This is a genomic window from Sedimenticola selenatireducens DSM 17993 (assembly GCF_000428045.1).
In the GTDB taxonomy this organism is placed as follows: Bacteria; Pseudomonadota; Gammaproteobacteria; order Chromatiales; family Chromatiaceae; genus Sedimenticola; species Sedimenticola selenatireducens.
In genome coordinates this window covers 102,732-126,678 of record NZ_KE386615.1, presented here as the reverse complement: position 1 = coordinate 126,678, position 23,947 = coordinate 102,732, and the positions used below count along the sequence as shown (strand labels likewise).

General features: G+C 56.9%; 22 protein-coding genes. 12 read left to right on the top strand and 10 right to left on the bottom strand.

The window, feature by feature from the left end:
• The first annotated feature begins 396 nt into the window (after nt 1–396).
• The 5 genes from A3GO_RS0120005 (at nt 397) to A3GO_RS0119980 (ending at nt 7,384) form a co-directional block, all read left to right on the top strand.
• Nucleotides 397–1,683, top strand: a complete 1,287-nt coding sequence (locus tag A3GO_RS0120005; RefSeq protein ID WP_029134903.1) for a CoB--CoM heterodisulfide reductase iron-sulfur subunit A family protein — start codon at nt 397–399, stop codon at nt 1,681–1,683.
• Nucleotides 1,684–1,687: 4 nt separating this feature from the next.
• Nucleotides 1,688–3,934, top strand: coding sequence for an FAD-dependent oxidoreductase (locus A3GO_RS0120000; RefSeq protein WP_029134902.1), 2,247 nt, complete (start codon nt 1,688–1,690; stop codon nt 3,932–3,934).
• Nucleotides 3,935–3,946: 12 nt separating this feature from the next.
• A complete protein-coding gene (locus A3GO_RS0119995) occupies nt 3,947–4,570 on the top strand; it encodes a 4Fe-4S dicluster domain-containing protein (RefSeq protein ID WP_029134901.1) in 624 nt (207 codons plus the stop codon).
• Nucleotides 4,571–4,586: 16 nt separating this feature from the next.
• A complete protein-coding gene (locus A3GO_RS0119990) occupies nt 4,587–5,486 on the top strand; it encodes a CoB--CoM heterodisulfide reductase iron-sulfur subunit B family protein (protein ID WP_029134900.1) in 900 nt (299 codons plus the stop codon).
• A gap of 470 nt (nt 5,487–5,956) precedes the next feature.
• Nucleotides 5,957–7,384, top strand: coding sequence for an SLC13 family permease (locus A3GO_RS0119980; protein WP_051302714.1), 1,428 nt, complete (start codon nt 5,957–5,959; stop codon nt 7,382–7,384).
• Nucleotides 7,385–7,573: 189 nt separating this feature from the next.
• Here the strand turns inward: A3GO_RS0119980 and A3GO_RS0119975 are convergent, their stop codons facing one another.
• The 3 genes from A3GO_RS0119975 to A3GO_RS0119965 form a co-directional block, all read right to left on the bottom strand.
• A complete protein-coding gene (locus A3GO_RS0119975; protein ID WP_029134898.1) occupies nt 7,574–8,023 on the bottom strand; it encodes an OsmC family protein in 450 nt (149 codons plus the stop codon).
• A 206-nt stretch (nt 8,024–8,229) separates the two neighbouring features.
• Nucleotides 8,230–8,784, bottom strand: a complete 555-nt coding sequence (locus A3GO_RS0119970; protein ID WP_029134897.1) for a hypothetical protein — start codon at nt 8,782–8,784, stop codon at nt 8,230–8,232.
• Between the two features lies 1 nt (nt 8,785).
• Nucleotides 8,786–9,313, bottom strand: a complete 528-nt coding sequence (locus tag A3GO_RS0119965) for an RNA polymerase sigma factor (protein ID WP_029134896.1) — start codon at nt 9,311–9,313, stop codon at nt 8,786–8,788.
• 182 nt (nt 9,314–9,495) lie between these two features.
• On the opposite strand from A3GO_RS0119965, the gene A3GO_RS0119960 reads away from it, so the two are divergent.
• Together A3GO_RS0119960 and A3GO_RS24780 are read left to right on the top strand one after the other, a co-directional pair.
• Nucleotides 9,496–9,942 carry a hypothetical protein gene (locus A3GO_RS0119960; protein WP_029134895.1) on the top strand — a complete coding sequence of 149 codons (447 nt, stop codon included), beginning with the start codon at nt 9,496–9,498 and terminating at the stop codon, nt 9,940–9,942.
• Between the two features lie 208 nt (nt 9,943–10,150).
• The gene (locus A3GO_RS24780; RefSeq protein ID WP_051302700.1) at nt 10,151–10,552 is read left to right on the top strand and encodes a bacteriohemerythrin; all 402 of its coding nucleotides are present in this window, start codon (nt 10,151–10,153) and stop codon (nt 10,550–10,552) included.
• A gap of 127 nt (nt 10,553–10,679) precedes the next feature.
• Here A3GO_RS24780 and A3GO_RS0119950 read toward each other — a convergent pair whose 3' ends face one another.
• From A3GO_RS0119950 to aprB, 5 genes are all read right to left on the bottom strand, one after another.
• Nucleotides 10,680–12,551: a V-type ATP synthase subunit I gene (locus A3GO_RS0119950; RefSeq protein ID WP_037376144.1), complete on the bottom strand. Its 1,872-nt coding sequence runs from the start codon at nt 12,549–12,551 to the stop codon at nt 10,680–10,682.
• A 370-nt stretch (nt 12,552–12,921) separates the two neighbouring features.
• Nucleotides 12,922–13,569 (bottom strand): RT0821/Lpp0805 family surface protein, encoded by a 648-nt coding sequence (locus A3GO_RS25515; protein WP_335340066.1) that lies wholly within the window; start codon nt 13,567–13,569, stop codon nt 12,922–12,924.
• A 368-nt stretch (nt 13,570–13,937) separates the two neighbouring features.
• Nucleotides 13,938–14,825: a YkgJ family cysteine cluster protein gene (locus A3GO_RS0119940; RefSeq protein WP_029134893.1), complete on the bottom strand. Its 888-nt coding sequence runs from the start codon at nt 14,823–14,825 to the stop codon at nt 13,938–13,940.
• A 324-nt stretch (nt 14,826–15,149) separates the two neighbouring features.
• Complete coding sequence (gene aprA / locus A3GO_RS0119935) at nt 15,150–17,147, bottom strand: adenylyl-sulfate reductase subunit alpha (RefSeq protein ID WP_029134892.1); 1,998 nt, start codon at nt 17,145–17,147, stop codon at nt 15,150–15,152.
• 56 nt (nt 17,148–17,203) lie between these two features.
• Entirely contained in the window at nt 17,204–17,671 is a 468-nt protein-coding gene (gene aprB, locus A3GO_RS0119930) for an adenylyl-sulfate reductase subunit beta (RefSeq protein ID WP_029134891.1), read from the bottom strand.
• Nucleotides 17,672–18,077: 406 nt separating this feature from the next.
• Here aprB and A3GO_RS0119925 point away from each other — a divergent pair, with 406 nt between their 5' ends.
• The 5 genes from A3GO_RS0119925 (at nt 18,078) to A3GO_RS24765 (ending at nt 21,580) form a co-directional block, all read left to right on the top strand.
• The gene (locus A3GO_RS0119925; protein WP_029134890.1) at nt 18,078–18,632 is read left to right on the top strand and encodes a hypothetical protein; all 555 of its coding nucleotides are present in this window, start codon (nt 18,078–18,080) and stop codon (nt 18,630–18,632) included.
• A complete protein-coding gene (locus tag A3GO_RS0119920; protein ID WP_245621803.1) occupies nt 18,629–19,033 on the top strand; it encodes a DUF423 domain-containing protein in 405 nt (134 codons plus the stop codon). The genes A3GO_RS0119925 and A3GO_RS0119920 overlap by 4 nt, the downstream gene beginning before the upstream one ends.
• 60 nt (nt 19,034–19,093) lie before the next feature.
• Nucleotides 19,094–20,458, top strand: coding sequence for a sigma-54-dependent transcriptional regulator (locus A3GO_RS0119915; protein ID WP_029134888.1), 1,365 nt, complete (start codon nt 19,094–19,096; stop codon nt 20,456–20,458).
• A gap of 217 nt (nt 20,459–20,675) precedes the next feature.
• A complete protein-coding gene (locus tag A3GO_RS24770) occupies nt 20,676–21,209 on the top strand; it encodes a sigma-70 family RNA polymerase sigma factor (RefSeq protein ID WP_037376142.1) in 534 nt (177 codons plus the stop codon).
• A 5-nt stretch (nt 21,210–21,214) separates the two neighbouring features.
• Nucleotides 21,215–21,580, top strand: coding sequence for a response regulator (locus tag A3GO_RS24765; RefSeq protein WP_029134887.1), 366 nt, complete (start codon nt 21,215–21,217; stop codon nt 21,578–21,580).
• 84 nt (nt 21,581–21,664) lie between these two features.
• On the opposite strand, the gene glcF is transcribed toward A3GO_RS24765, so the two are convergent.
• Together glcF and glcE are read right to left on the bottom strand one after the other, a co-directional pair.
• Nucleotides 21,665–22,882 (bottom strand): glycolate oxidase subunit GlcF, encoded by a 1,218-nt coding sequence (gene glcF / locus A3GO_RS0119900; protein ID WP_029134886.1) that lies wholly within the window; start codon nt 22,880–22,882, stop codon nt 21,665–21,667.
• On the bottom strand, nt 22,882–23,946 hold the full coding sequence (gene glcE, locus A3GO_RS0119895) for a glycolate oxidase subunit GlcE (protein ID WP_051302712.1): 1,065 nt from the start codon (nt 23,944–23,946) through the stop codon (nt 22,882–22,884). The genes glcF and glcE overlap by 1 nt, the downstream gene beginning before the upstream one ends.
• Between the last annotated feature and the right edge of the window lies 1 nt (nt 23,947).

The window sequence follows — 23,947 nt, the reverse complement described above, 5'->3', positions numbered from 1 at the left end:
AGGACTCGCGACAGCCCGACCATTTCCGGTCTGCCAGCTTCTATCCTATTAAGCTTCCTACACACTTAAAAGTATAGCCCGGTTCATGCCATCAACTCCGTTTATATGCAGCAGATTCTTCATATAACATGCCTATGGAGTCATTGGAAATTTCGATTGATAGATCGCCCGTTTGATCTGGCGGGATGGAACCAAGAAGAGTATCTTACCAAATTCTAAATTATGGGTTTCTACGTACCCTGTTATGGTGACTGAACATCCCAGACGGGACCCCTAGGAATCTGCCGGGCTTGACCGATCGTAGCGAGGGAAAGCCGCAGTAGATCGGTGTTAGGCCCGACAGAATCCTAAGCCCAGCTTATTCGATTGAACCCTTTCCGCGACGGAGGAAAATCCATGACGGAAGTAATTGCAACCAATCAGACCATCCTGGTGGTCGGTGGCGGTATCAGCGGTCTTACCGCTGCCCTGGAAGCCGCCGAAACCGGAAAGCAGGTCGTTCTGGTTGAAAAGCGTCCCTATGTTGGTGGTCGTGTCACTCAGCTGTACAAATATTTCCCCAAACTCTGCTATCCCACCTGCGGACTGGAGATCAATCAGCGCCGGGCCAAGATGAACCCAAATCTGACTATCCTCACCATGGCCGAGGTGACCGACATTCAGGGCGAAGCGGGCAACTACACCGCCAGCGTAAAGATCAGCCCCCGTTATGTGAATGACAACTGCACCGGCTGCGGCGACTGCGCCAAGGCGGTCAGTGCCGAGTTTGACGATGAGTACAACTACGGTCTGGGCAAGCGCAAGGGTGCCTACCTGCCGCACCGCATGGCCCATCCCCAGCGTTATGTCATTGACCCGGCCATTCTCGGTACCGAGGATGCGGAGAAGGCCAAGACTGCCTGTAAGGCAGGCGCGGTCGATCTCGACATGCAGGAAGAGACAGTCTCCTTCAAGGCCGGCGCCGTGGTCTGGGCCACCGGTTGGCAGCCGTACGATGCCAACAAGATCCAGCCCTATGGCTACGACCGCTTCCAGAATGTCATCACCAATGTGGAATTCGAGCGCATGGCCGATCCCAACGGACCGACCGGCGGCAAGATCGTCCGTCCGTCCGATGGCGAGGTGGCGAAGAACATCGCCTTTATCCAGTGTGCCGGTTCCCGTGACAAGAACCACCTGCTGCACTGCTCACGCATCTGCTGCATGGCCACCCTGAAGCAGACCCACTACGTGCAGGAAGCGCTGGGCGACGAGGGCAAATCCACCATCTACTACATCGACATCCGCGCCATCGACCGGTTTGAGGATTTCTACCAGACGGTGCGGGAGAATCCCAACGTCTCCTTCATCAAATCCAAGGTCGCCTCGATCACCCAGAACCGGGAAAACAGCAATCCGGTTCTGAACGGGGTGGATACCGAGGGCTATCACCGTTACGCCAATGAACATGACCTGGTGGTACTGGCGGTGGGCATGCAGCCCAGCGTCGACAAGTCGAGCTTCCCGGTGGATATCGTGATCAACGAAGAGGGCTTTATTGAGCCAGCCACGGAAAACGGCGGTATCTTCGCCGCTGGCTGCTCTTCCGATGCCCTGGATGTGAACCGCGCAGTCCAACAGGCCACAGGCGCTGCTCTGCGCGCCATTCAGGTAGTCAACCGAGTCGCCGGAACGGAGGGTTAACAACGTGTCTGACGAAAAGAAATTTGCCGGTTATATCTGCACAGGCTGCGGGATCGGTGAGCGACTGGATTCCAGTCAGCTGGAGATGATTGCCACCCGTGAAGGGAAGATGCAGTCGTGTAAACAGCATGAAATGCTCTGCAGCAGCGAGGGCGTGCAGCTGATTCGTGATGATATCAGCAATGAGGGCGCCACTCACATCATGATCGCCGCCTGCTCACGCCGCGCCAAGGTGGAGGCATTCAACTTCACCGAAGTAGCCATGACCCGCGCCAATCTGCGCGAGGGTGTTATCTGGGTCCGCCCGGATGAACCCGAGCACCAGGAGACCACCCAGGAAATGGCGGATGACTACATCCGCATGGCCTGCGCCGAACTGCGCTCCATGAAAATGCCCAAAGCCTCGGGTGAGCAGACCCTGAACAAGACCATCCTGGTGGTCGGCGGTGGCATCACCGGCATGAGCGCGGCAATCGAATCAGCGGCGGCCGGTTATCCGGTACATATTGTTGAGAAACAGGGCGCACTGGGCGGTCAGGCAGCCGACTACAGCAAGGCCATTCCCACCCGCTCGCCTTATAAAGAGCCAAGGGACACCGGCGTCGCCGAGATGATCGCTTCGATCGAGGCCAACGACCTGATCACCGTGCATCTCAACAGCACCGTTGCCAGGACCGCCGGCGCACCCGGCCGCTTCAGCGTGGATATCGCCACCGAGTCAGGCACCGTCAACACCGAGACCTTTGGCGCCATCATACAGGCCACCGGTTTCAAGCTGTACGATCCCTCTAACCTGCCACAATACGGCTACAGCAAAAGTCCGGACATTGTCACCAATGCCGAGCTGGAGAAGCTGGTTAAGGATGCCAACGGCGGACCGATCAAGCGTCCGTCCGACGGCAAAGAGGTCAAGGCGGTCGCCTTTGTACAGAACGTCGGACAGAGTTCCACCGAAGAGGGACAACTCCCCTACCACTCCGGTATCGGTGATCTGATCGCCATCAAGCAGGCAATGTATTTCAAGGACCAGAACAGCGATTGTGACACCACCATCCTGTTCAACAACCTGCGCACCCCGGGTGCCGCCGGCGAGGATTTCTACCGTGCCGGCCAGGAGAAGATGATTACCTTCTCCAAGGGCAATGTCAGCGAAGTGGTTCCTGGTGACAGCCTCGAGGTGAAATTCCAGGACCTGATCCTGGACGAAGAGACCAGCATGCAGGCTGATCTGGTGGTACTGGACGTGGGTATGATCCCCAACTCCGGACCCGATCCCTACGCCGTGCCGATGGTGATCGACGAAGAGGACGAGGCCGCGGAGGATACCCCGCCGCCGCCCAGCGTCAGCGTCGACTCGATCCTCAACCTGGACTACCGCCAGGGTACTGACCTGCCGCACCTGAAGAACGGGTTTACCGACTCCCACTTCATCTGTTTCCCCTACGAGACCCGTCGTACCGGTATCTATGCCGCCGGGCCGCTGCGCCGTCCGATGGATATGCGCCAGGCCCAGGACGACGCGGCCGGTGCCGCGATGAAGGCTATTCAGGCCGCCGAGAATGCCGGCAAGGGCATGGCCGCCCACCCGCGTGCCGGCGACCTCTCCTTCCCCAGCTTCCGTATGGATGGCTGTACCCAGTGCAAGCGCTGCACCGTGGAGTGTCCGTTCGGCGCCATCAACGAGGATGAGAAGGGCTATCCGATGTTCAACGAGTCACGCTGCCGCCGCTGCGGCACCTGCATGGGCGCCTGCCCGGTGCGCGTGATCTCGTTCGAGAACTACTCGGTTGAGACTGTCAATCAGCAGATCAAGAATGTCGATGTACCTGAAGAGTTTGACGAAAAGCCACGCATCCTGGTGCTGGCCTGCGAAAACGACGCCTATCCGGCACTCGACCAGGCCGGCATGAACGGTGTGGAGATCAACCCCTGGGCCCGCGTCATCCCGGTACGCTGTCTCGGTTCGGTCAGCCTCTCCTGGATCACCGACTCACTCAACAGCGGCTATGACGGCATTGTGTTGATGGGTTGCGCCAAGGGCGACGACTATCAGTGTCACTTCGTGCGCGGATCGGCCATGGCCCATGAGCGTATGGGCAAGGTGGGAGACACCCTCTCCTCGCTTAACCTGGAGCCGGAGCGTGTCGTGGTCTACGAGGTGGCGATCACCGACATAGAGCGTGCACCCAAACTGATCAACGATATGGCAGAGACGGTCGAGAAGATCGGCCTGAGCCCGTTCAAGTTCTAGGGGATACGGATTATGAGCGATTTAAATACCGCAATGACCGAAAGGTACCGCAACAGCTTCCTGATGGAGGTTGAAGCCAACGTCGAAGAGGGCGAGTGGGTCAAGATGTGCATGCAGTGCGGGGTCTGCGCCGGCTCCTGTCCGCTGGGCAACGCCTGGGAGCACACTCCACAGAAGCTGTTCATGATGATCCGCGCCGGCAAGCGTGAGGCAGTACTCTCTTCCGACGCCATGTGGATGTGTACCTCCTGCTACAACTGTATCGCACGCTGTCCGCGCGGCCTGCCCATCACCCACATCATGCACGGCCTGGCGCATTATGCGAAACGCCTGGGCCTGGTGCCGAAAAATCAGCCGACCCAACAGTTCTCGCAGATTTTCTGGGACAACCTGATGAAAAAGGGCCGGGTGAATGAGCTTAAGTTGGGGCTGTCCATGTATTTCAAGGACGGCTTCGGCCAGGGCATCAAGAATGCCATGGCCAACAAGCAGCTGGGCCAGAACATGATGAAGGCCAAGCGCATGAACGCCATGGAGTTCTTTGGCGGTCACGGCATCAAGGACACCAGCGGTCTGCAGAAGATGATCAAGAAGGCCCAGGAGATCGAAGATGCGAAATACCAGGGCAACAGCTAAGTGAGGACAGACCAAGATGGCTAAGAAAGAAGTCTCATACTACCCGGGTTGCTCCTCACAGACAGGGGCCTCATCATCCAACATGATGCGCGCCACCCAGACCATGTGCGACGAGCTGGATATCCAGCTCAACGAGATCCCGGACTGGAACTGCTGCGGCGCCTCCATCGGCTACGGCGGCGGTGGCGAATTGCCGCGCCTGACCCTGTCGGCACGCAATATCGCACTCTCCGAGCAGCACAACCCCGGCCAGGAGATCATCGCCACCTGCGCCGCCTGCTGGCTCTCCACCCGCGAGGCAAAAGAGCGCCTGCATGAAGACGCCAACATGTTCCGCGACGCCAACACCGCGCTCAACGAGATCAACCTGAAACTGAACAACCAGACTCCGGTGCGCCACATGGTGGAAGTGCTGGTGGAGGATATCGGTTTCGAGGCGATCAAGGCGAAGGTGAAGAAGCCGCTGGAAGGTCTGAAAATCGCCAGCTACGTCGGCTGTCAGACCAACCGCCCGTTCGGCATTGCCGAGGAGTCGTTCGAGAACCCGGTCTATCTCGATCACATCATCGAGAGCGTGGGCGCCGACTCCATCCCCACCTATGAGAAAAAGGTGCAGTGCTGCGGCGGCGCCCTGGCCTTCTCCGAGCCGGAGAAGTCCCAGGAGATGATCCACGGTATTATCGAGGCGGCCTATGATCATGGCGCCGACCTGATCGCCACCCCCTGCCCGCTGTGTCAGGCCAACGTGGAGATCTACCAGGATCAGATCAACGCCCGCTTCGGCAGCAAGTTCAACATGCCGGTAGTCTATTACAGCCAGCTGATGAGCGTCGCCTTCGGCCGCAACAGCAAGGACTCGGCACTGGATGGCCAGATCATCCGCGCCAAGTCACTGGAAGACATTGCCGGTAAATAGTTCCACTAAAAAGCAATCAATATAACAAGAAGTTTCGGCCCTCACTTGAGGGCCGTTTGTTTTTATGCGACTCGGTCGGCAACAACAGGCAACCTGACCTGATTGCCCCGCTAAATCGCCAGCATCAGCAGAGTAAAACCATGGAAGGCGCCGAAACAGGAATCCGCATCGGATTCCAACGGCAGTCTTATCGGTTCCATCCGGTGCTGACAACTGTCCACGATCACACCGGCATACCTGCGTGATCGATTTGATCCCGGATTTACCGCCTGTCTGTTTCCGTTTCCCGGGAATAATCGAGCCGCATGGCAAGGTAGTGGACCAACTGGAGTCTGACATACGGACGGCTGTTGTTTTGGATAGAGGATAAAATTGTCGGATTACCGATAATTATTGGCATTTTATCGCAAACCCGCCGCACCAGATTCGTGGAGAATAGATCCATCAGCAACAGTGCCGGGAAATCCAACATGCATACACCGCCGCCCGCAGAACACGCCGGGGCACTTCGTCACAAACTGCCACGTATCCGCATGCCTCTGGTGATAGCAGGAGTAACCACCATCACCGGTCTGATTTTACTGTGCTGGCCGCCGCTGGAGTTGCCAACGGCACAGGGAAGAGCGGCCGGCATGGCGATCATCGCCATCGGCCTCTGGGCCACTGCACAACTGCCTGAGCACCTCACTGCACTGCTGTTTTTCCTGTTGGCCATGTTAGTGGGGGTAGCGCCATCAAGTGTGATTTTCTCCGGTTTTTCGTCATCGGCATTCTGGATGGTATTCGCCGGCCTGGTAATTGCCTTGGGGGCAAAAAGTTCGGGGCTCAGCGAGCGTCTGGCACACAGCATCGCTCTCAAGCTGAACGGTAGTTATCTCAGCCTGATCAGCGGCGTCATGCTGGTGGGCGTGCTGCTTGGCTTTTTGATGCCCTCATCCATGGGGCGGGTGGTGCTGCTGGTTCCGGTCATCCTGGCGTTGGCGGAGTCGTTCGGATTTGCCGCCGGTTCAAATGGGCGGATTGGTGCGCTGCTGGCCGCCACCTTTGGCTCTTTCGTACCCACTTTCGCTATTCTGCCGGCCAATGTACCGAACATGATCCTGGTCGGTACATCCGAGACCCTGTTCGGTATCGCCCCGCTCTACGGCGAGTATCTGCTGCTCCATTTTCCGGTGCTTGGACTGTTGAAGTCCGTGGTGATCGTCGGTCTGATCGTCTGGCGCTTTCCCGACCGGCCGAAACCCTACACCGGCAGGACCGACAGCAGCTCGCCACTCTCCCGCATCGAATGGAAAATGGCGGGGATACTATTGCTGGCTCTGACATTCTGGCTAACCGATTTTGTTCACCACATCTCTCCGGCATGGATCGCCCTGAGCGCGGCAATGTTGTTGTTATTGCCGCGCATCGGCCTGATCAGCGCGCAGCAGTTCAGTAACGATATCAATTACAGCCCGCTGTTCTTTATTGCCGGGGTGCTGGGCATGGGAGCCCTGATCTCGCACTCCGGACTGGGAGCGCGTGCCGCCACCCAATTGGCCACGATACTGCCGCTGGAACCCGGGAACAACCTGCTGAACTATACCTCACTGGCATTCATCTCGCTGGTTACCGGCATTGCAACGACACAGCCTGGCGTTCCGGCCGTACTGACGCCGCTGGCCGATCAAATCGCCCTCGCCTCGGGGCTACCGATCAAGACCGTATTGATGACCCAGGTATTGGGTTTCTCCACCACGCTGCTGCTCTTCCAGGCGCCGCCATTGGTGATCGCGATGCGGCTGTCGGGTGAAAACACGCGCCCGGCTATCGTACTGGCGCTGCTGCTGGCATTGGTCACTATCGTGTTGCTACTGCCGCTGGATTATCTCTGGTGGCGTCTGCTGGGCTGGTTATAAGGCCCTTGGGACAGATGGGGACTGGACGAATGGGATCAGAGTCCATAGCGAATTACTGACTCAATATTCTGCTTTTACGAGGCACGGAGTGGTTGAGTCAGTTAGTTCCCGCCTTGGTGAAAAAACATTCCCCTCAGGGCAGGCATTGACGCTCATGGTAAATATACATGCCCCTGATTTCTCCCGGCGTTATGTATCAAGCACGTCAACCTTGGCTTTGATTGAATTCGCAATAAAGCAGTTCTTGTGCGCACTGGCATGTATTCGCTTAATAGCGGCTGCATCAGGTTGTTTTTCTCCGCCAAAAACAATGCACGGGCGTAGCTCGATGCGGGTAATCTGCGGGCGGCCACTGTCACCCCTCTCCAGAAAGCCGGTGGCGCGATCCCGATAGCTCTCCACGCGAAAGCCCTTGAGGTCCGCAATGGCGAGAAATGTCAGCATATGACAGCTGGCCAGGGCGCTGGTCAGCAATTGTTCCGGATCCGGGCAGTTCGGATCTCCTTTGTACTCCGGGGCAGAGGATACCGTGACTTGAACCGTGTCGCTGAAAGAAACAGCATGGTTACGGGTGTAGTTGGACTCTTTGGGTGAGTGGGAACTACCCTGCCACTCCAGATCTATTTTATGTTCGGACATAAACAGCACTACCTCGGGGTCGAATGGTGCAAGGGGGGTAAGAAGCTCCAGCTCTGGTAACGCTGGTCATCGGACCAAGGATAACAAATCGCTGAAGTAAAACGTATTTATGATCGTCCTGGATCATTTTTTCCAGTCTTGCAAGTCATGCAAGGTAGGCACCTCAATTGTGCCCACGTGGTTACTCGGCTACTTTTCACGACTCCTCAATAAGCGCTCCGGCGTGTCTCGCGAACACGTGCAACCACCCCAAAGCCCAATAGGTTGCCCAGGTAGGCACCCAGTATCCAAGGCATTGCGCTGAGCCACAGGATCTCCGCACCCGCCACAAAAAATGACAGGAAGGCAACAACACCAAACATCAGGTAGTAGAGATACTTGCTCATTTTGATCGACTTCAGCTCATTGTAACTGAGCAGCAGCGCACTCATCGCTGCCCCGAGCACCACAAACAGCAGGCCACAGATCAGGTAAAAGGTGAAAAAACCGGTCTGCTCATGCAGGGCATGAAAGAACGCATTATGGCCACTAAAAGCAAATCCAAACTGGGGGCAGAAAAACAGGGTGGCAACACCGGCACCCGCCTCTATGGTGGCGAACTTCGCATACAGCCACCCGATTGACGGCTGCAGATCCTGTTTCACCCGGGCTGTAATTCGCGCATCAGCAGAGGGAGAGGGCTCCACGGGTTGAGCTTCGACAAATTCACAGAACTCCTGCAGCGTCTCTATTTCAATATCGGATAGGCGGGAATTTTTCACGCTATTGCTCCTCGCCTGACATCAGGCTCCGCAGCTTCTGTATCGCTCGGCTGACAATCTTCCTGGCATTGGATTGGGAGATCTCCATCGATTCGGCAATCTCCGCAAACGAGAGATCTTCATTGAAACGCATACTCAAGAGCATGCGTTGTTCACTACTGAGACTCGACAACTCGGCAATTGCTTCACTCTCATCCTTATTGGCTCTCTGCTCATGCATAGCGGCATTTACTGCTTCAGAACTAAATTCAAGGTACTTTCCTCGCGTATTCTGTTTACGGACGTGATCCACCAGACTGTTTCTCACGATAGTAAAAAGCCACGCCAGGAAAGGGGCATCCTTGCGGTATTTCAAACGATGTGCATGCAGTTTGGTAAAAACCTCCTGAAACACCTCTTCTGCCTCCGCACGGCTCTTCAACCTGGCAACAAGAAAACCGAATACTCTTGCCTTATGCCGGCTATAGAGTAACTGGAACGCTTCCACATCACCCTCTACGTAAGCCCGCATCAACTCCTCATCTGTCATTCACATCCCCCAACCAGTAATACGGGGCAGCCGGTCATTTTGTGACAAAAGTATTTTTCGCATGCCGAATTATATGGCCGGGTCTGTTATGGCTAAAAATATTTATTTCACTTGTCACAATACCAACTTCTAAAACGTTTTATCCGGTGTAAGCAAACCAATATTTTTCAGGAGTAGATAGTATGAAGAAATCAATTCTGGTAGCGCTGATGGCCCTTTCCGCCACATTCGCCAACCATGGGTATACCGCTGAAGAACACAGTCACGGACATGACAGTCATGGGTCAGTCGCCACACAAACAGGTCTGAGTCTGAACAATGGCGAGCGCTGGGAGATGGACGATCACACCCGCACCATGTCACAGATGATGCAGCAAACCTTTTTTGCCGCTGATCACTCAACACTTGGGGGATTGAATGCGGCAGGCACGGCACTTGAACAGCAAATGGAGAAACTTATCACCGGCTGCACCATGACCGGCAAAGCTCATGAGCAGCTACATGTGTTTCTGAACGAGCACGTCCCGACGATCAATGCATTGGCCAAAGCTGACGACTATGCATCAGCCAGAGAGAACGCAATCCGACTGAAAGGCCAGATGGAAACTTACCAGAAGCACTTTAAATAAGCCGGGTAATCGGGTCGGCGGACAATATTTCCCGACGTAAATCCCCCAGTTGTTGGCTGACCCAACCCCGGCATGCGGGGGAGATCAATCGGACCTCACATATCACCCTTAAATCTGGAGAAACCCCATACCCTTCCTACCAGTGGGCAGGGAGAGTAATATGACCGCCAGTGACCTGTTGAACATCTACCCGGTTTAGAGGTGTGCCATGAGAGAACTGGTTTGGGACAAAACGCTGAGTGTCACGGTTGATGAGATAGACGAGGATCATCGACGGCTGGTGGAATTGCTTAACCTTTTCAACCGTTCCGTGGCGGAGGATGAACCCCCTGAATACCGGGAAGCCTTACTTGAGGAGCTGTTCGCCTGCACCGTCTGGCACTTCCGGCATGAAGAACGCCTGATGCTGAAATACAACTACCCGAAATTCGCCGGACACAAGGCCGAACACAGGGAACTGATCGAAAGTGCCAGCGCATTTCAGCAGAAGTACCTGCAGGATGGGGGAAAGATGAGCGAAGGGGACTTCGAGTACCTGGAGCACTGGCTGACCGAGCACATCCTGGTTGTTGATATGAAGCTGGGGGAATGGCTCACTGGGGTGATGTAGCGACTAAGGAGCGCTGCTCCGCCCGAGATTTCGGATGAAATAGATCTGTCCCGTTTTTCCCATGCTTGCTTTCATCGATCAAGGCAGGTAAGAAGCGACCGGCCTGCCTCGCTGCGCCTTTAGTCTGTTATTTATCGAATCTGACACTCTTGATCTTCGTATCCACTCTATTCATCCCCGGTGGCGCCAGTGGCTTTAGCGGTCTGCCGTCAACGCGCAGGAAGCGGATAAAGAACTCGAAGAAAATAAGACGTGTGGTCTGGATAAAGACGACCAATCCCTCTATTCCGACTACCAGCAGGTGGCCGATAACAAGAGCCAGGAGATAACCCGCCTCGTTATCTATTTTGTCTGCGAGCATGATGACGGTAATGGTGAGTCCGGCATGGGCCAGAGCAAACGCGCCGATTCGCATGAATGAAACACTGTTCAACAACAGTTCAAAAACAGTCTGCAACAGACTTCCGATGGTCACTGAAATCTCTATTTTCCCACGCCGGCTTTGCACCCAGGAGCTACCGGCCAGATACCAGATCAGAAAAACTGGCATTGCTACCAATGCTGTGTGAAAAAATATGCCGATAGCGGCTGTGATATACAATCCCACTATCGGCGCTTCCCTGGCACACCATTCAAGGCCCAACCCGCGCCACCTCGCCTCGATCGCGGAAAAAACCATACCGGTCAAAATCAGCCCAAAGCCAAATAGCAGGGAAACCCCGAATACCCGCAGAGGTTCATCAAGCGGACGAAACCATAACGCCGGCAATAACCCTTCCATTCCAAAAAGTTCACCGAACAATATGCCGAAGATAATCGAGGAGGCACCGCAGGGGATCAGGAAACGTATGTTTCGCTGTCGGACGCCAAAAAAGATTCCGACCAACAGCAGTATCAACCCGTGGCCGACATCCGGAAACATGAAACCGAAAAGCAGGGGTACGACGATCGGTATAATAAAGCCCGGGTCGATTTCGTTGCTTCCCGGTGTGCCTGAGAAGGCCTGGAACAGGTGAAACGGCCGACTCCACCAGGTCTCCAGCATACGCACCGGTGGCAGGGAGTTCAGAGGCGGAAACGGATGGCGAACAATTGCATGGATATTGGCACTTTCCAGAACCGATTCCACCGAGGCGGGTTTTTCCAGGGAGCTCCACCCGGTTACATGGCAGTACTCCCCGTGCTCGGTCACCTCCTTGGCATTGTCGACAAACCAGCGCAATACCGTGGCATTCGCCAGAGTCTTTTTCAGCTCGCTACTGGCCCAATGCAGCTCGATTTTGTGCTGAATATCGTGGTACAGGTGCTCGATAGTGGCCAGCCGCTCTGCAATGCCTTGTTCTTGTGCGGGTCTTCCGGGAGAAAGCCAGTCAGGAATATCTACTTCGATACAGTCCGATTGCTCCAGTAAGTGATTGACATCGGTCTGCTGGTCGGGAAGTGCGGCAAACAGGAAAAACACCATTTCGTCCTGGACATACGAGCGAATTACGATCTTGCTCAAAACCGGATTCATCGGGTGACTGTGCGGACAGGCATAGATTCCCTTGCACAGAAAATCACCGTGGTGTGCAAACAGTTCGATTCCAGTGTCATCTTCATGGAGCGCTTTCAGCAGTTTCTGCAATAATCTCAGATTCTCCTTTTCCTGCTGCAGCCGGTGCATCTCCTCTTGCAATGAAACAAGACGTTCACCCCAGTGGCGCACGTAGTAAAGCGCCTGCTCTGCAGTCTCTTCTGGTGATGAGATCAGTTTTGAAGGTGCAACCTGGTAAACAGGCAGTGCAATCTGATGGGTCTTGCAGAATTCATCCAGTTCTGACAGCGACTGGCGAATATTCTCCAGATGAAGGTGGGACGCCTGTCGCGCACCGGGTTCGAGTTGCACTTCACCGGTAGCGGCAAGCGACTCGATTGCGTAGACAGTCTGGTTTCTGGGAACATACAACTCGAACCAGCTCGCCTCCCTGGGCCGCACGAGTTCCCTCAAGTTATCCACTATTCGCAAACTTGTTTTCCTTGTAACCCCCCGAAACAGCCAATACTCCACCCAATCAGCATAGCGGCGTGAAGTTTTGACCCGGCCTACCTTTCTGCTTGATTTCCTGAATCCCAGTATCAAGGCCGGATAGACCAGAAGCAAGTCACCCAGTATACCTTGGGTCATGGAAGGGGTCGGACTCTATTGAAAGTATATAAATGGCTTCTATCGAGTCCTCCACATTGATCACCGTCGGCCACGCTGAAAGACGGAAACAAATATGTCAGGAAAAGTTCACAGGCTGAATCTGACCTGACAGTCACCCTAAAAATCGGTGACCGTCAGATCAGGTTGCGACTACTACAAGCAACTCCCTTATGCTGGCCGATTAGTCCCCTGTAGAGATTATTTCCCAGCTACCGTCCTGTTGCTGGCAGGCTGTGCCATAGGCTCGCTCTTTCTTTCCGCCAATGGTAACTTCATGTTGAAATTCACGGCAGTAACGCCCGGAAGTGCTGGTTCCCTCCCGCGTTGTAGTCACACTTCCTGATGCACCCCCCTCTTTCCAATAAATAGTTTCACCTATCGGAGCCGACGTCGCCCGGACTTGAGCCGCTTCATGCTCTCGCTGCTGAGCTTCGTTCAGGTTATCAAGCAGTTTTATAGTAATGGCTGTAAACGCGAGCCATTTGAAAGCATCATTGTCGCGGGAGAAGTGCCCATAACCGGGGTATAGATGGCCATGGGGACGAACAATAACAATATCACGATAATGCCTTATCCGATTGGCCGGTATTTTGTAGTCGTGGCCACGGTGAATCACTCTTGGCTTTTGGTAACCGTACTCTTTATACCTTTTACGATCAGGTGTTGCCCCGGGACCACCGGTTCGCCCTGGCGGGTTCTCCCAGTTCGTGCCAGGACCGCCACGCCATCCGGGTGGATTGTCATCCCGATCATATGCCTGTGCATTTAAGCTAAAGCACAAGGTTAACAGGGTGGCGATCAATACAGGATTATAGGCTCTTCTATCCATAACTATTCCTTTTGAAGTTTGCGTCCGATTCCGGCGTTCAGAATATCGTATTGAATATGAATATTAGCTGAACAGCACAATTCCCATACTAGGGCAACTCACGGACCAACTATAAAAAGGAAAAAAATAGGGTTGCCGGTCTGTGCCCCACAAGAGTGGTAGCGAATTGAGATTCGAACCTGTATCGGACGTGCTGATAAAACGCTCGTTCTCCGGTATTAGAAGGGGAATACTGGCAACTTATAGACTAGGCCTACGCTCTTTAAACCGCACATAACACCGAACATGTCGGCCCAGACCAACAAACGGCCCGTAATAGGGCCGTTTGTTGTGGGGTCGTCTAGATCGCTTAAATAGCGGCCTGCATATCAATCATCACCACTGTACCGCTCATCTTCAGTCCGCTGCTGCCGCTGGATCTCGGCCTGGCGACGCGCCTCCCACACCTCCTGGCGCTCATCCATGCGTTTCTCCCACACCCCGTTCTTTTCGGGGATGGTACGCAGCCCGAAGAACACCTGTTTCATCAGCCGGGTACCGAACTGCATCAGGGAGACATCTTCTTTTGCCAGCACTTCATAAAGCGAATCCTCCAGGTCGTAGGTGGCCTTGAAGTTGTCACTCAGCACAAAGCGGCGGAAACGTTCCATATCAAATGAGCACATGAAGTACATCTGCAGAGTCGCCTCGGGCGGCTTGCCGACACTGGGGCCACCAGAGCGTTTCATCAGCATCAGCTGTTGCCACTCACGGTTCATCTCGTCGTACTGGGCGGTCTCCTGCTCAATCAGGTACTCCTGCACAGTCAGTTTCCGATCCTCTTCATGCCCCTTGCAGTGATCCTCTTTGATCAGAACGTAGTCGACGTGTTCGGTCTTGGCACCAGTATCCAGGCGGATCATGTTACCCAGCGGGTAGTAACGGCAGGCGGTGGGGCGGTCCTTGTAGACGCTGCAGCCTTCGTCGGTCATGAACAGGCAGGCACCGTCATTATCGGTACGCAGCTTGACGCCGGGCAAGCCGTCCTGATCCATCTGGAACGGTACGGTGTGCTCCTTGAGAAACTCGGTACTGCTTTTTCCGAGATGCTGTTTCAGGCGAATAATGTCGTAGGGGGTCAGGGTGATGTCCGCATTGCGGCAGCAGGCGTTGAAGCAGGAGATCCCCTTGTGGCACTTGAACTGGAGGGTGGAGCCCAGCTCCAGAATGGTGGGCACTACGTTACTTTGAAATGGAACATCGAATTTTTCGCTCATGGGAGCCTCGGTTTGCAGCGTGTAAATCAACAGGGACAAGAAATCCACCGGCGGGGACGGAGTGGGCCGATGCGTCCTGATTTCTCCGGTAATACTAAACCATTACGTCAGTGTTCAGCTATGTTGTTGGGGTTCGTTCCTCACCCCAACCTACGGCCTACCAACAGACCGCTGATAGTAACCGGTTTGCCACCCCGTGGGGAGGCCTTGAGCCGCTGGCTGCCATCCCTGGAGTCGTCCGCGGCATAAGTCCATCCTGGACAAAAAAAGTCCGGGCGCCTTGCGACACCCGGACTTCCTTGCCATCAGGCTGTCAAATAAAGCTTATTTGAACAGCTTGGACTTGTCGACCAGGTCGACATGGGCACGCTTGAAGCAGGTCCAGGTCTTGGTCTCTTTGTCATAGACGGAGTTCACGAAGCACTTCCAGTTCTCCTCGTCCACGAAGTTCTTATCCATGCGGTAGTAGAAACCGGGATAACGGGACTCTTCACGGAACTGAATGTGTTTCATGTGTGCTTCAGCAGTCAGGATGCGGTGGTAGTTCTCCCAGGCGCGAAGCAGTTCGTGCAGATCTTTCGCACGCATCTTCAGGGAGTCTTCCTTCAGCATACCCAGCTTGGCTTCAGCCAGCTCCAGCATGTGCTCATTGGTGGTGTAGTAGGTGGCCACACCGGCAACGTACTCATCCATGATCTTCTGCAGACGGAACTGCAGCATACGTGGAGTGATGTAGTTGGGGTTGACGTCGATCGCGGTGGTGTAATCCTTGAATTCCAGGAAGTTACGTACCGGACGATAGATCTCGGCCACCAGGTCCTCAACACTGGTATCCAGCTCCGGGGTGTGGTCCTTGTTGTCCATGACGAACTGCACCATGGACTTGGCACACATGCGACCCTCGGCGTGTGAACCGGAGGAGAACTTGTGACCGGATGCACCCACGCCATCAGCAGCGGTGAACAGACCCTGTACCGTGGTCATGCCACGATAGCCCCAGTTCCAGCCCTTCGGCAGATGCTCGGGCACACCGTCCATGGCCTCGTCAGTCGGCGCGCCGACATCGGTAGGACCAGAAACCCAGATGCCGCAGCAACCGGAGTGTGAACCCAGCAGGTACGGTTCGGTCGGCATCAGCTCGGAGTTTTTCTTCTCCGGCTCGATGTTCTCACCGGCCCAGATACCACACTGACCGATACACATATCCAGGAAGTCTTCCCAGGCCTCTGCTTCGAGATGCTTGACCTCACGGGGGGTCAGGGTCTCACGCAGGTTGGCGAGTGCGGTGACGGTGTCCATCCAGATCGGACCACGACCTTCACGCATCTCTTTCAGCATCAGGTGGTTACGCAGACAGGAAGCAGGAACAGCCGCCTGACCGTAAGGAGGATAGTCGTCCAGCATCTCCTTGTTGCGGTCCATGTAGACTTCACCAAACGCATTGGTGGCCTTGGATTTGAACAGCAGGAACCAGGCGCCGACCGGACCGTAACCGTCTTTGAAGCGGGTTGGTACGAAGCGGTTTTCCATCAGAGTCAGCTCAGCGCCAGCCTCTGCAGCCATGGAGTAGGTGGAACCGGCATTCCATACAGGATACCAGGCACGACCCTGACCCTCACCGACTGAACGGGGACGGAAGATGTTGACACAACCACCGGCAACCAGCAGACAGGCCTTGAACTTGTAGACGAACAGCTTGTGGTCACGTACAGAGAAACCGACAGCACCGGCAACGCGGTTCTTGTCGTTCTTGTCGTTGACCAGCTTGACGATGAAGACACGCTCCTGGATGTTTTCGATACCCAGGGCTTTCTTGGCCGCCTCAGCAACGATCCATTTGTAGGATTCGCCGTTGATCATGATCTGCCATTTACCGGAACGTACTGGCTTACCACCGTCTTTCAACGGGGTCATGCCCTTGGATCCGTCGAAACGCTCGCCGTTCTCGTCGGTCTTCCAGATCGGCAGACCCCACTCCTCGAACAGGTGCACAGACTCGTCCACGTGGCGGCCCAGATCGTAGGTCAGATCGTCACGGGTGATACCCATCAGGTCGTTGGAGACCATACGGGCGTAATCCGCGGGGTCCTGCTCGGAACCGATGTAGGTGTTGATAGCGGACAGACCCTGTGCCACGGCACCGGAGCGATCCATGGCGGCCTTGTCGACCAGTTTGACTTTGATATCCACGCCCTGTTTCTTGGCAGCGTCGACCCAGGGGCCGATCTCATAAGCTGCACCACAGGCGCCCATACCACCACCGATAATGAGGATGTCTACCTCTTCCTCGATGACTTCAGGATTTCCGAATTCACCAGCCATTTGAATTTCCTCTTTATTCTAAAAACTTTACAAATACAGTTCGGCTATGCCGCAGCTTACTTCTTGATCAGCTCGCTGGGGTCGCCAGCACGGTAGCCGTTGACCTGTACGAAGAAGCCGGATTCAGCGATCTTGGAAATATCAGCCTCTGGCTTGCCACCGTAAGGATCGATAGAACCTTCCGGGGTGGTACGGATGGGGAACTTGAAGCGTTTCATGGTGCCGTTGCGGAACTTGATGGTCCACATGATGGAGTCGGTACCACGCAGTGGCTGAACAGACGCGCCCAGCGGTACGATATCGGCGTAAGGACGCGCTTCGATGGCCTGCTGCGGGCAGATCTTGATGCAGGAGTAGCACTCCCAGCACTGATCGGGCTCCTGGTTGAACGATTTCATGGCATGACCGGTCAATGAACCGTCCATATCCAGTTTCATCAGGTTATGCGGGCAGATGTACATACAAGCGGTCTTGTCCTGACCCTTGCAGCCATCACACTTATCAGTACGCACAAATGTAGGCATGGTACTTTTTCTCCTAGTTTCACTGCAGTGTTAAAATCACCACCAGACTTCAGTGGCGTTTTCTCGAGTCGATACCCGGATTGCCGGGAAGAATCTCAATCTGTGTTATCCCTGAAGGTAGCGACCTTTCTCGGATCGCTGACCCTGCGGATTTTTACTCTGGTAACTCTCTCGATAACCCTGCAAGACAAACAGAGAAGGCAACTTTCAGCGGAGCATTCCAGAAATCAGGAGTGACAACATAAAGATTTGCTAATAAAAGTGCCAAACAATAGTTTTGGGCGGTGCATAAGCCCTGTTTATTCGCTGGATAAGCAACTGATGACACGCCCCGCCCGTAGCCGGACTTCCCTCCCGCCCGCGCCTCGGTTATGGTGGGGAATGTCCATTTAACGCACTGACTGCCATGAAAAATCTGCCACCCAAGCATCAACAGATCATCACCCTGCACGCCCCTTTTATCTGCCAGGTTGTGCAATTGGCCCAGCAGCCCCACAACCGGGCCGCACTGGCAACGCTGTTGCAGCAGGCCGACACGAGCGGCTGGAGTGCCCTGGTGCGGGCCGTGCGGCGAATCGCCGACGGTCAGCGCGACACCGGCGCCCTGCACGGACTGGATGAGGAGGACCGGGTGATCGCCGAGGCGATCCTGCGCGGCCTGCAGGACCCGGCCACCCTGCCCGACCCCAACGCACGACCGGAACCGACCCTCGCGGCCCCCGGGCTGGCCGGCATGATCCAGGCCGCCGCCAGCGGCAACGTGGAGGCCCTGACCCTGATTTCCAACATGGCCGAGCAGATGAGCCGCGCCGGCGGCCCGATGTCCCGGCTGGCAGCGGTGATCCGGCCGCTGATCAACGGTGAGCGGGACGCAGACAAACTGTGCAAGGGGATGAATGAGCAGACCCGCCAGCTGGTCCTCGACATCCTCAGCGAACTGGGCCGGAAGCAGGCCCATTGAACGCCATCACTGCAAGCCGCCGCCTGCTGCTCTGCGCCGCCATCAGTGGCTTTGTCACGGTTGCCCTGGGGGCCTTTGGCGCCCATGCTCTACGCAACACCCTGACCAGTGACATGCTGACCGTCTGGCAGACCGGGATTCAATACCAGGGTCTGCACACACTGGCCATGCTGGCGATTGGCCTGCTCAGCATCCAGTTGCCGGACGCCCGCTGGATAAAGCGTGCCGGCTGGCTGATGCTGCTGGGCATACTGCTGTTCTCCGGCAGTCTCTACCTGATGGCCGTTACCGGGATCACAATGCTCGGCGCCATTACGCCGTTTGGCGGCCTCTCCCTGCTGGCCGGCTGGACCGCACTCGGCTATGCCCTTTACCGGCTACCCCGAACAAATGGCCCATAGGTACCAGATCGCCACCGCCTGTTTACGCTATGCTAGGCGCCAGGAGGCACACGCTAACCCATGACCACCCGACTGCTGATTATCGAGGACGACGACGCACTGAACCAGATGCTGCAACTCCACTTCGAGGAGCAGGGCTTTCTGGTGGAAGGGACCGACCGTTGCGCTGAGGGACTCGACCGGATCAGGGCATCCGCCTATGACCTGCTGCTACTGGACCAGCAGTTACCGGACGGCAAAGGCATCGATCTGCTGCACAGCATCGGGGAAGAGTCGCTGAACCAGAGTGTGATCATGATGACCGGCCAGCACGACCTGGAGCTGGCCATCGAGGCGATCAAGCTGGGGGCCGCCGACTTCATCCACAAGCCGGTCAAACTCGGAGAGTTGCAGCATGTGGTGGAGCGGGTGCTGGAGAACCAACGCCTGTCGCGCGAGGTCAAGGCGCTGCAATCCAGCGACGTGGAACCCAAAGCACACCAGGACTTGATCGGCCGTGGCGAGGCGATGCTCCAGGTCAGCAAGGAGATCGCACTCAGCGCCGGCAGCAATGCCACCGTGCTGATCACCGGGGAGTCGGGCACCGGCAAGGAGGTGGTCGCCCGACTGATCCATACCCACTCCGGGGTAGCGGGTCCCTTTGTGGCGATCAACTGCGCGGCCATTGTCGACACCCTGCTGGAAAGCGAGCTGTTTGGTCACGAGAAGGGGGCCTTTACCGGGGCCAGCGAACGCAAGCAGGGAAAATTTGAACTGGCCCAGGACGGCACTCTGTTTCTGGACGAGATTGGGGAACTGGCTCCCCCGCTACAGGCGAAACTGCTGCGGGTACTGCAGGAGCAAACCTTTGAGCGGGTCGGCGGCAGTCAGCAGATACGCTCCAGCGCCCGCATTATCGCCGCCACCCACCGGGACCTTTTCGCCGAGGCGGCCGCCGGCCGTTTCCGCGAGGATCTGACCTACCGACTGAAGGTCATCTCCATCCATCTGCCGCCGCTGCGCGAGCGGCTGGAGGATATCCCACTGCTGGCCGAGGCGCTGGTGGCACGCATCGCCCGCAAGATCCATAAACCGGCCGCCCAGCTTACCGACGCCACCCTGGCGGCACTCAAGGGCTATGACTGGCCGGGTAATGTACGGGAACTGGAGAATCTGCTGACCCAGGCGCTGGTGCATGCCCGGGGCAATGTCCTGACACCTGATCTGTTGCTGTTCAGGCAACAGGGCTCCACCGGCTCCCCGCCCACAACCACCGGCTCCGGCACCACCCCGGTGGAACGGACGCTGGATGAAGTGGAGGCCGAGCATATCCAGCGGGTGCTTGACCATACCGGGGGACACAAGGGCAACAGCTGCGAGATACTGGGCATCTCCCGCCCCGCCCTGGATCGCAAGATCAAGAAATACGACCTGACCCTCCCCTGATCTCTGGTTCTTGTAGGGGCAGGCCCCCGTGTCTGCCCGCTCCCGCCGGCCCCGCATCAGATCGTTACGTTTAACGTTTCGTTACAACACTTCATTACAATACTCATTCCAATAATTCTATTAATTCATTGTTAATCAATGAGTTATAATCTTGGCACAGCTCCTGCTCTATCTCCTTGCAAACACCCACTTACAACACACGCAAGGATTAATAGTGATGAGTAATCTCGCCCTGGTACAGAACTGGAACGAAGCAGCCACCGAAACCGGCCACGACAATAATCGCCAATTCAACGAACTGGTCAGTGGCTACGCCCAGGACCTGCAACGCTACGCGCACTGGCTTGCCGGCGACCCGCACACCGCCGAGGACCTGGTACAGGAGACCCTGCTACGGGCCTGGAAATCCCTGCATAATCTGCAAAACCCGAAGGCGGCAAAGGGTTGGCTGTTCACCATACTGCGGCGTGAAAATGCCCGCCGTTTTGAGCGCAAACAGTTGCAGGAGTCAGACATCCCCCTGGAAACCCTGGAGTCGCACGACAACTACTACGACACCTCCACCGAGGCCTTCGTATTGCGCCGGGCAATAGAGGAACTGCCGGCCGAGTACCGGGAACCGCTGGTGCATCAGGTGATTGGGGGCTATTCTCAGAAAGAGATCGCCGAAAAACTGGGCATTACCTCAGCAGGCGTCGGCACCCGGCTGTTCCGGGCGCGCAACAAACTTAGGGAAGCCTTGGTGGCCTGAACCGAATGAATCACACTCAACATCTGCTCATCGTGGAAGACAACCGCGCCCTGCGGCAGATGCTCACCTGGGAGTTTGAAGAGCTGGGTTACCGGGTCACCGCCACCGACTGCTGCACAGCGGCCATCGAGGCCGCCCGGTCGGGAAAGGTCGACCTGGGACTACTGGACTACAATCTGCCGGACGGCTGCGGGATGGACCTGGTCAGCCGGCTGCGGGCACTCAACCCGGCTATGCGGATCATTCTCAGCAGCGGCTATCTCAATGCGGAGGAGTGCGACCACTCACTCTGCCATTTTGAACCCAAGCCGGTCAGCGCCAAAAAACTGCATCGACTGTTTCAGTCGTATGCTGCAACGCCGGTCGACTAAACAGCTCCCGGCGGGCGTAACACACTTTAAACGAAGTTCCATCGGCGATGCGGCGGGTACGACCCGCCCTATGAGCACCCCGGATCAGACCATCGCCTCATCCAGCAGCTCGATCCAGTGTTTTACCGGCCGTTGCGCGCCGCCCTGCAGGTGCAGCTGACAACCCACATTGGCGGAAACAATACACTCCGGACCGGCCGCCTCCAGCGCCGCCAGCTTGTTGTCCAGCAGCCGCTGCGAGAGTGCGGGCTGCAGAATCGAATAGGTGCCGGCCGAGCCGCAACAGAGATGGCTGTCCACCACCGGCGTCAGCTCGAAGCCGAGACGAAGCAGAACCGCCTCGACGCGGCCGGCCAGCTGTTGCCCGTGCTGCAACGAACAGGGAGAGTGGTAGGCGATTTGCCGGCCAGCCCCGGCAATCGACAATGTCTCCAGTGGCTCCGTCTCCAGCACCTCGCACAGATCCCGGGCCAGCTCGGAGACCCGCCGCGCCTTCGCGGCATAGGCCGGATCGTGCTGCAACAACTCGCCATACTCCTTAACCTGGGTGCCGCAACCGCTGGCAGTGATCAGGATGCCCTCAACCCCGGATTCGATATGCGGCCACCAGGCGTCGATATTACGGCGCATGAACCCGGCTGCCTCGGCTTCCGCCGCCAGATGCTGGCTGACGGCGCCACAACAGCCCTGACCGGTCGGTGAGATCAGCGAAATCCCCAACCGGTCCAGCACCCGGGCAGCGGCAGCGTTGGTATTGGGCGTCGCTACCGACTGGGCGCACCCCTCCAGCACCAGCAGGGTTCGCGCATGCTTGGTAATTGGCCGGACTGATGGGGCACCCCTGGCAGGCAGCTTCTGTTTCAGCCTGGCCGACAGCAGTGGTCGAAACAGTTGCCCCAGCCCGAGCGCCAGGGCAAAGCGTTTTGGATAGGGCAGCACGTGACGCAGCCCCCAGCGCATCACTCCGGCAAACAGGGGACGGCCCACCTGCTGCTCCACCACGCCCCGACCGATATCCAGCAGTCGCGCATAACGTACCCCGGATGGACAGGTGGTCTCACAGGCGCGGCAGGTGAGACAACGATCCAGGTGGCGCTGCGTCCGTTCGGTTACGGGCGCCCCTTCCAGCACCTGCTTGATCAGGTAGATACGCCCCCGGGGACTGTCCAGCTCATCTCCCAGCAATTGATAAGTGGGGCAGGTGGCGGTGCAGAAACCACAATGCACGCAACTTCTGAGGATGGCATCCGCCTCCTGGCCATGCGGTGTATTGAGAAAATCGCGTGGCAGGTTAGTTTGCATCAGAACCCCGCATAGAGCCGACCAGGATTGAAAATCCCCTTCGGATCAAAGGCCTGTTTCAGCTGTTGGTGCAGTCGGAGCAGCGGCCCGGCCAACGGGTGATTGACCTCCCCGGCGCGCTCACCTCCCCGGAACAGCTGGGCATGGCCACCGTGCTGTATGGCGCGCTCCCGCACCCGCTCGGCGGACTGGTCGGTGACCAGCCAGCGCTGGGCGCCTCCCCAATCGATAAACTGTTTGCCGGGGAGGGCCAGCGGCGGTGATCCGGGCGCTACCGAGAGCCGCCAGAGTGGTCGGTCATTGCCGAAAAAGGGGTGTTCCAGTTCCCGGACCCGGTGCCAGAATCGTTCGCCATCCGGCAGAATCTCTCCGCCCAGCTGGGTTTGGGCGGCAGCCACACCCTGCTCGGACCCGGCGAGGCGTAAAAAGAGTTTCAGCCCATCAAAGGCGGCCGCGGTGAGCGGCAGCGGGCTGCCAGCCAGCCGGTTCATCCGCTCAATCGCCTGGAGCTCATCGCACTCCTGCACCAGAGTGCGCTCCACCTCGGGCAGCGGCAACACCTTCATGCTGACATCCAGCAGCACACCAAGCGTACCCATTGCTCCCACCATCAAACGGGAAAGATCATAACCGGCCACATTCTTCATCACCTCGCCGCCAAAGCGCAGCCGCTCCCCCCGGCCGTTGATCAGGGTGACGCCCAGGACGAAATCCCGCAGCGCTCCGGCATAGGGACGGCGTGGCCCCGACAGGCCGCAGGCGGCAGTTCCGCCCAGGGTCGCGGCCGGACCGAAATGGGGCGGTTCGAACGGCAGCATCTGGCCCTCGGCGGCCAGCAGGGCCTCCAATTCGGCCAGACGGGTACCGGCCCGGACGGTGATCACCAGTTCGCGTGGTTCGTAATTGATCACACCCCGGTGCCCGGTGAGATCCAGCGACGCACCGGAAGGCGTGCGGCCCAGGAAGTCCTTGCTGCCCGAACCGCAAAGCTGTAACGGCTGCCGCCGATCGGCCGCCTCGGTAACGGCCTGGATCAACGCCTGGCTGATATCACTGGATGGCATC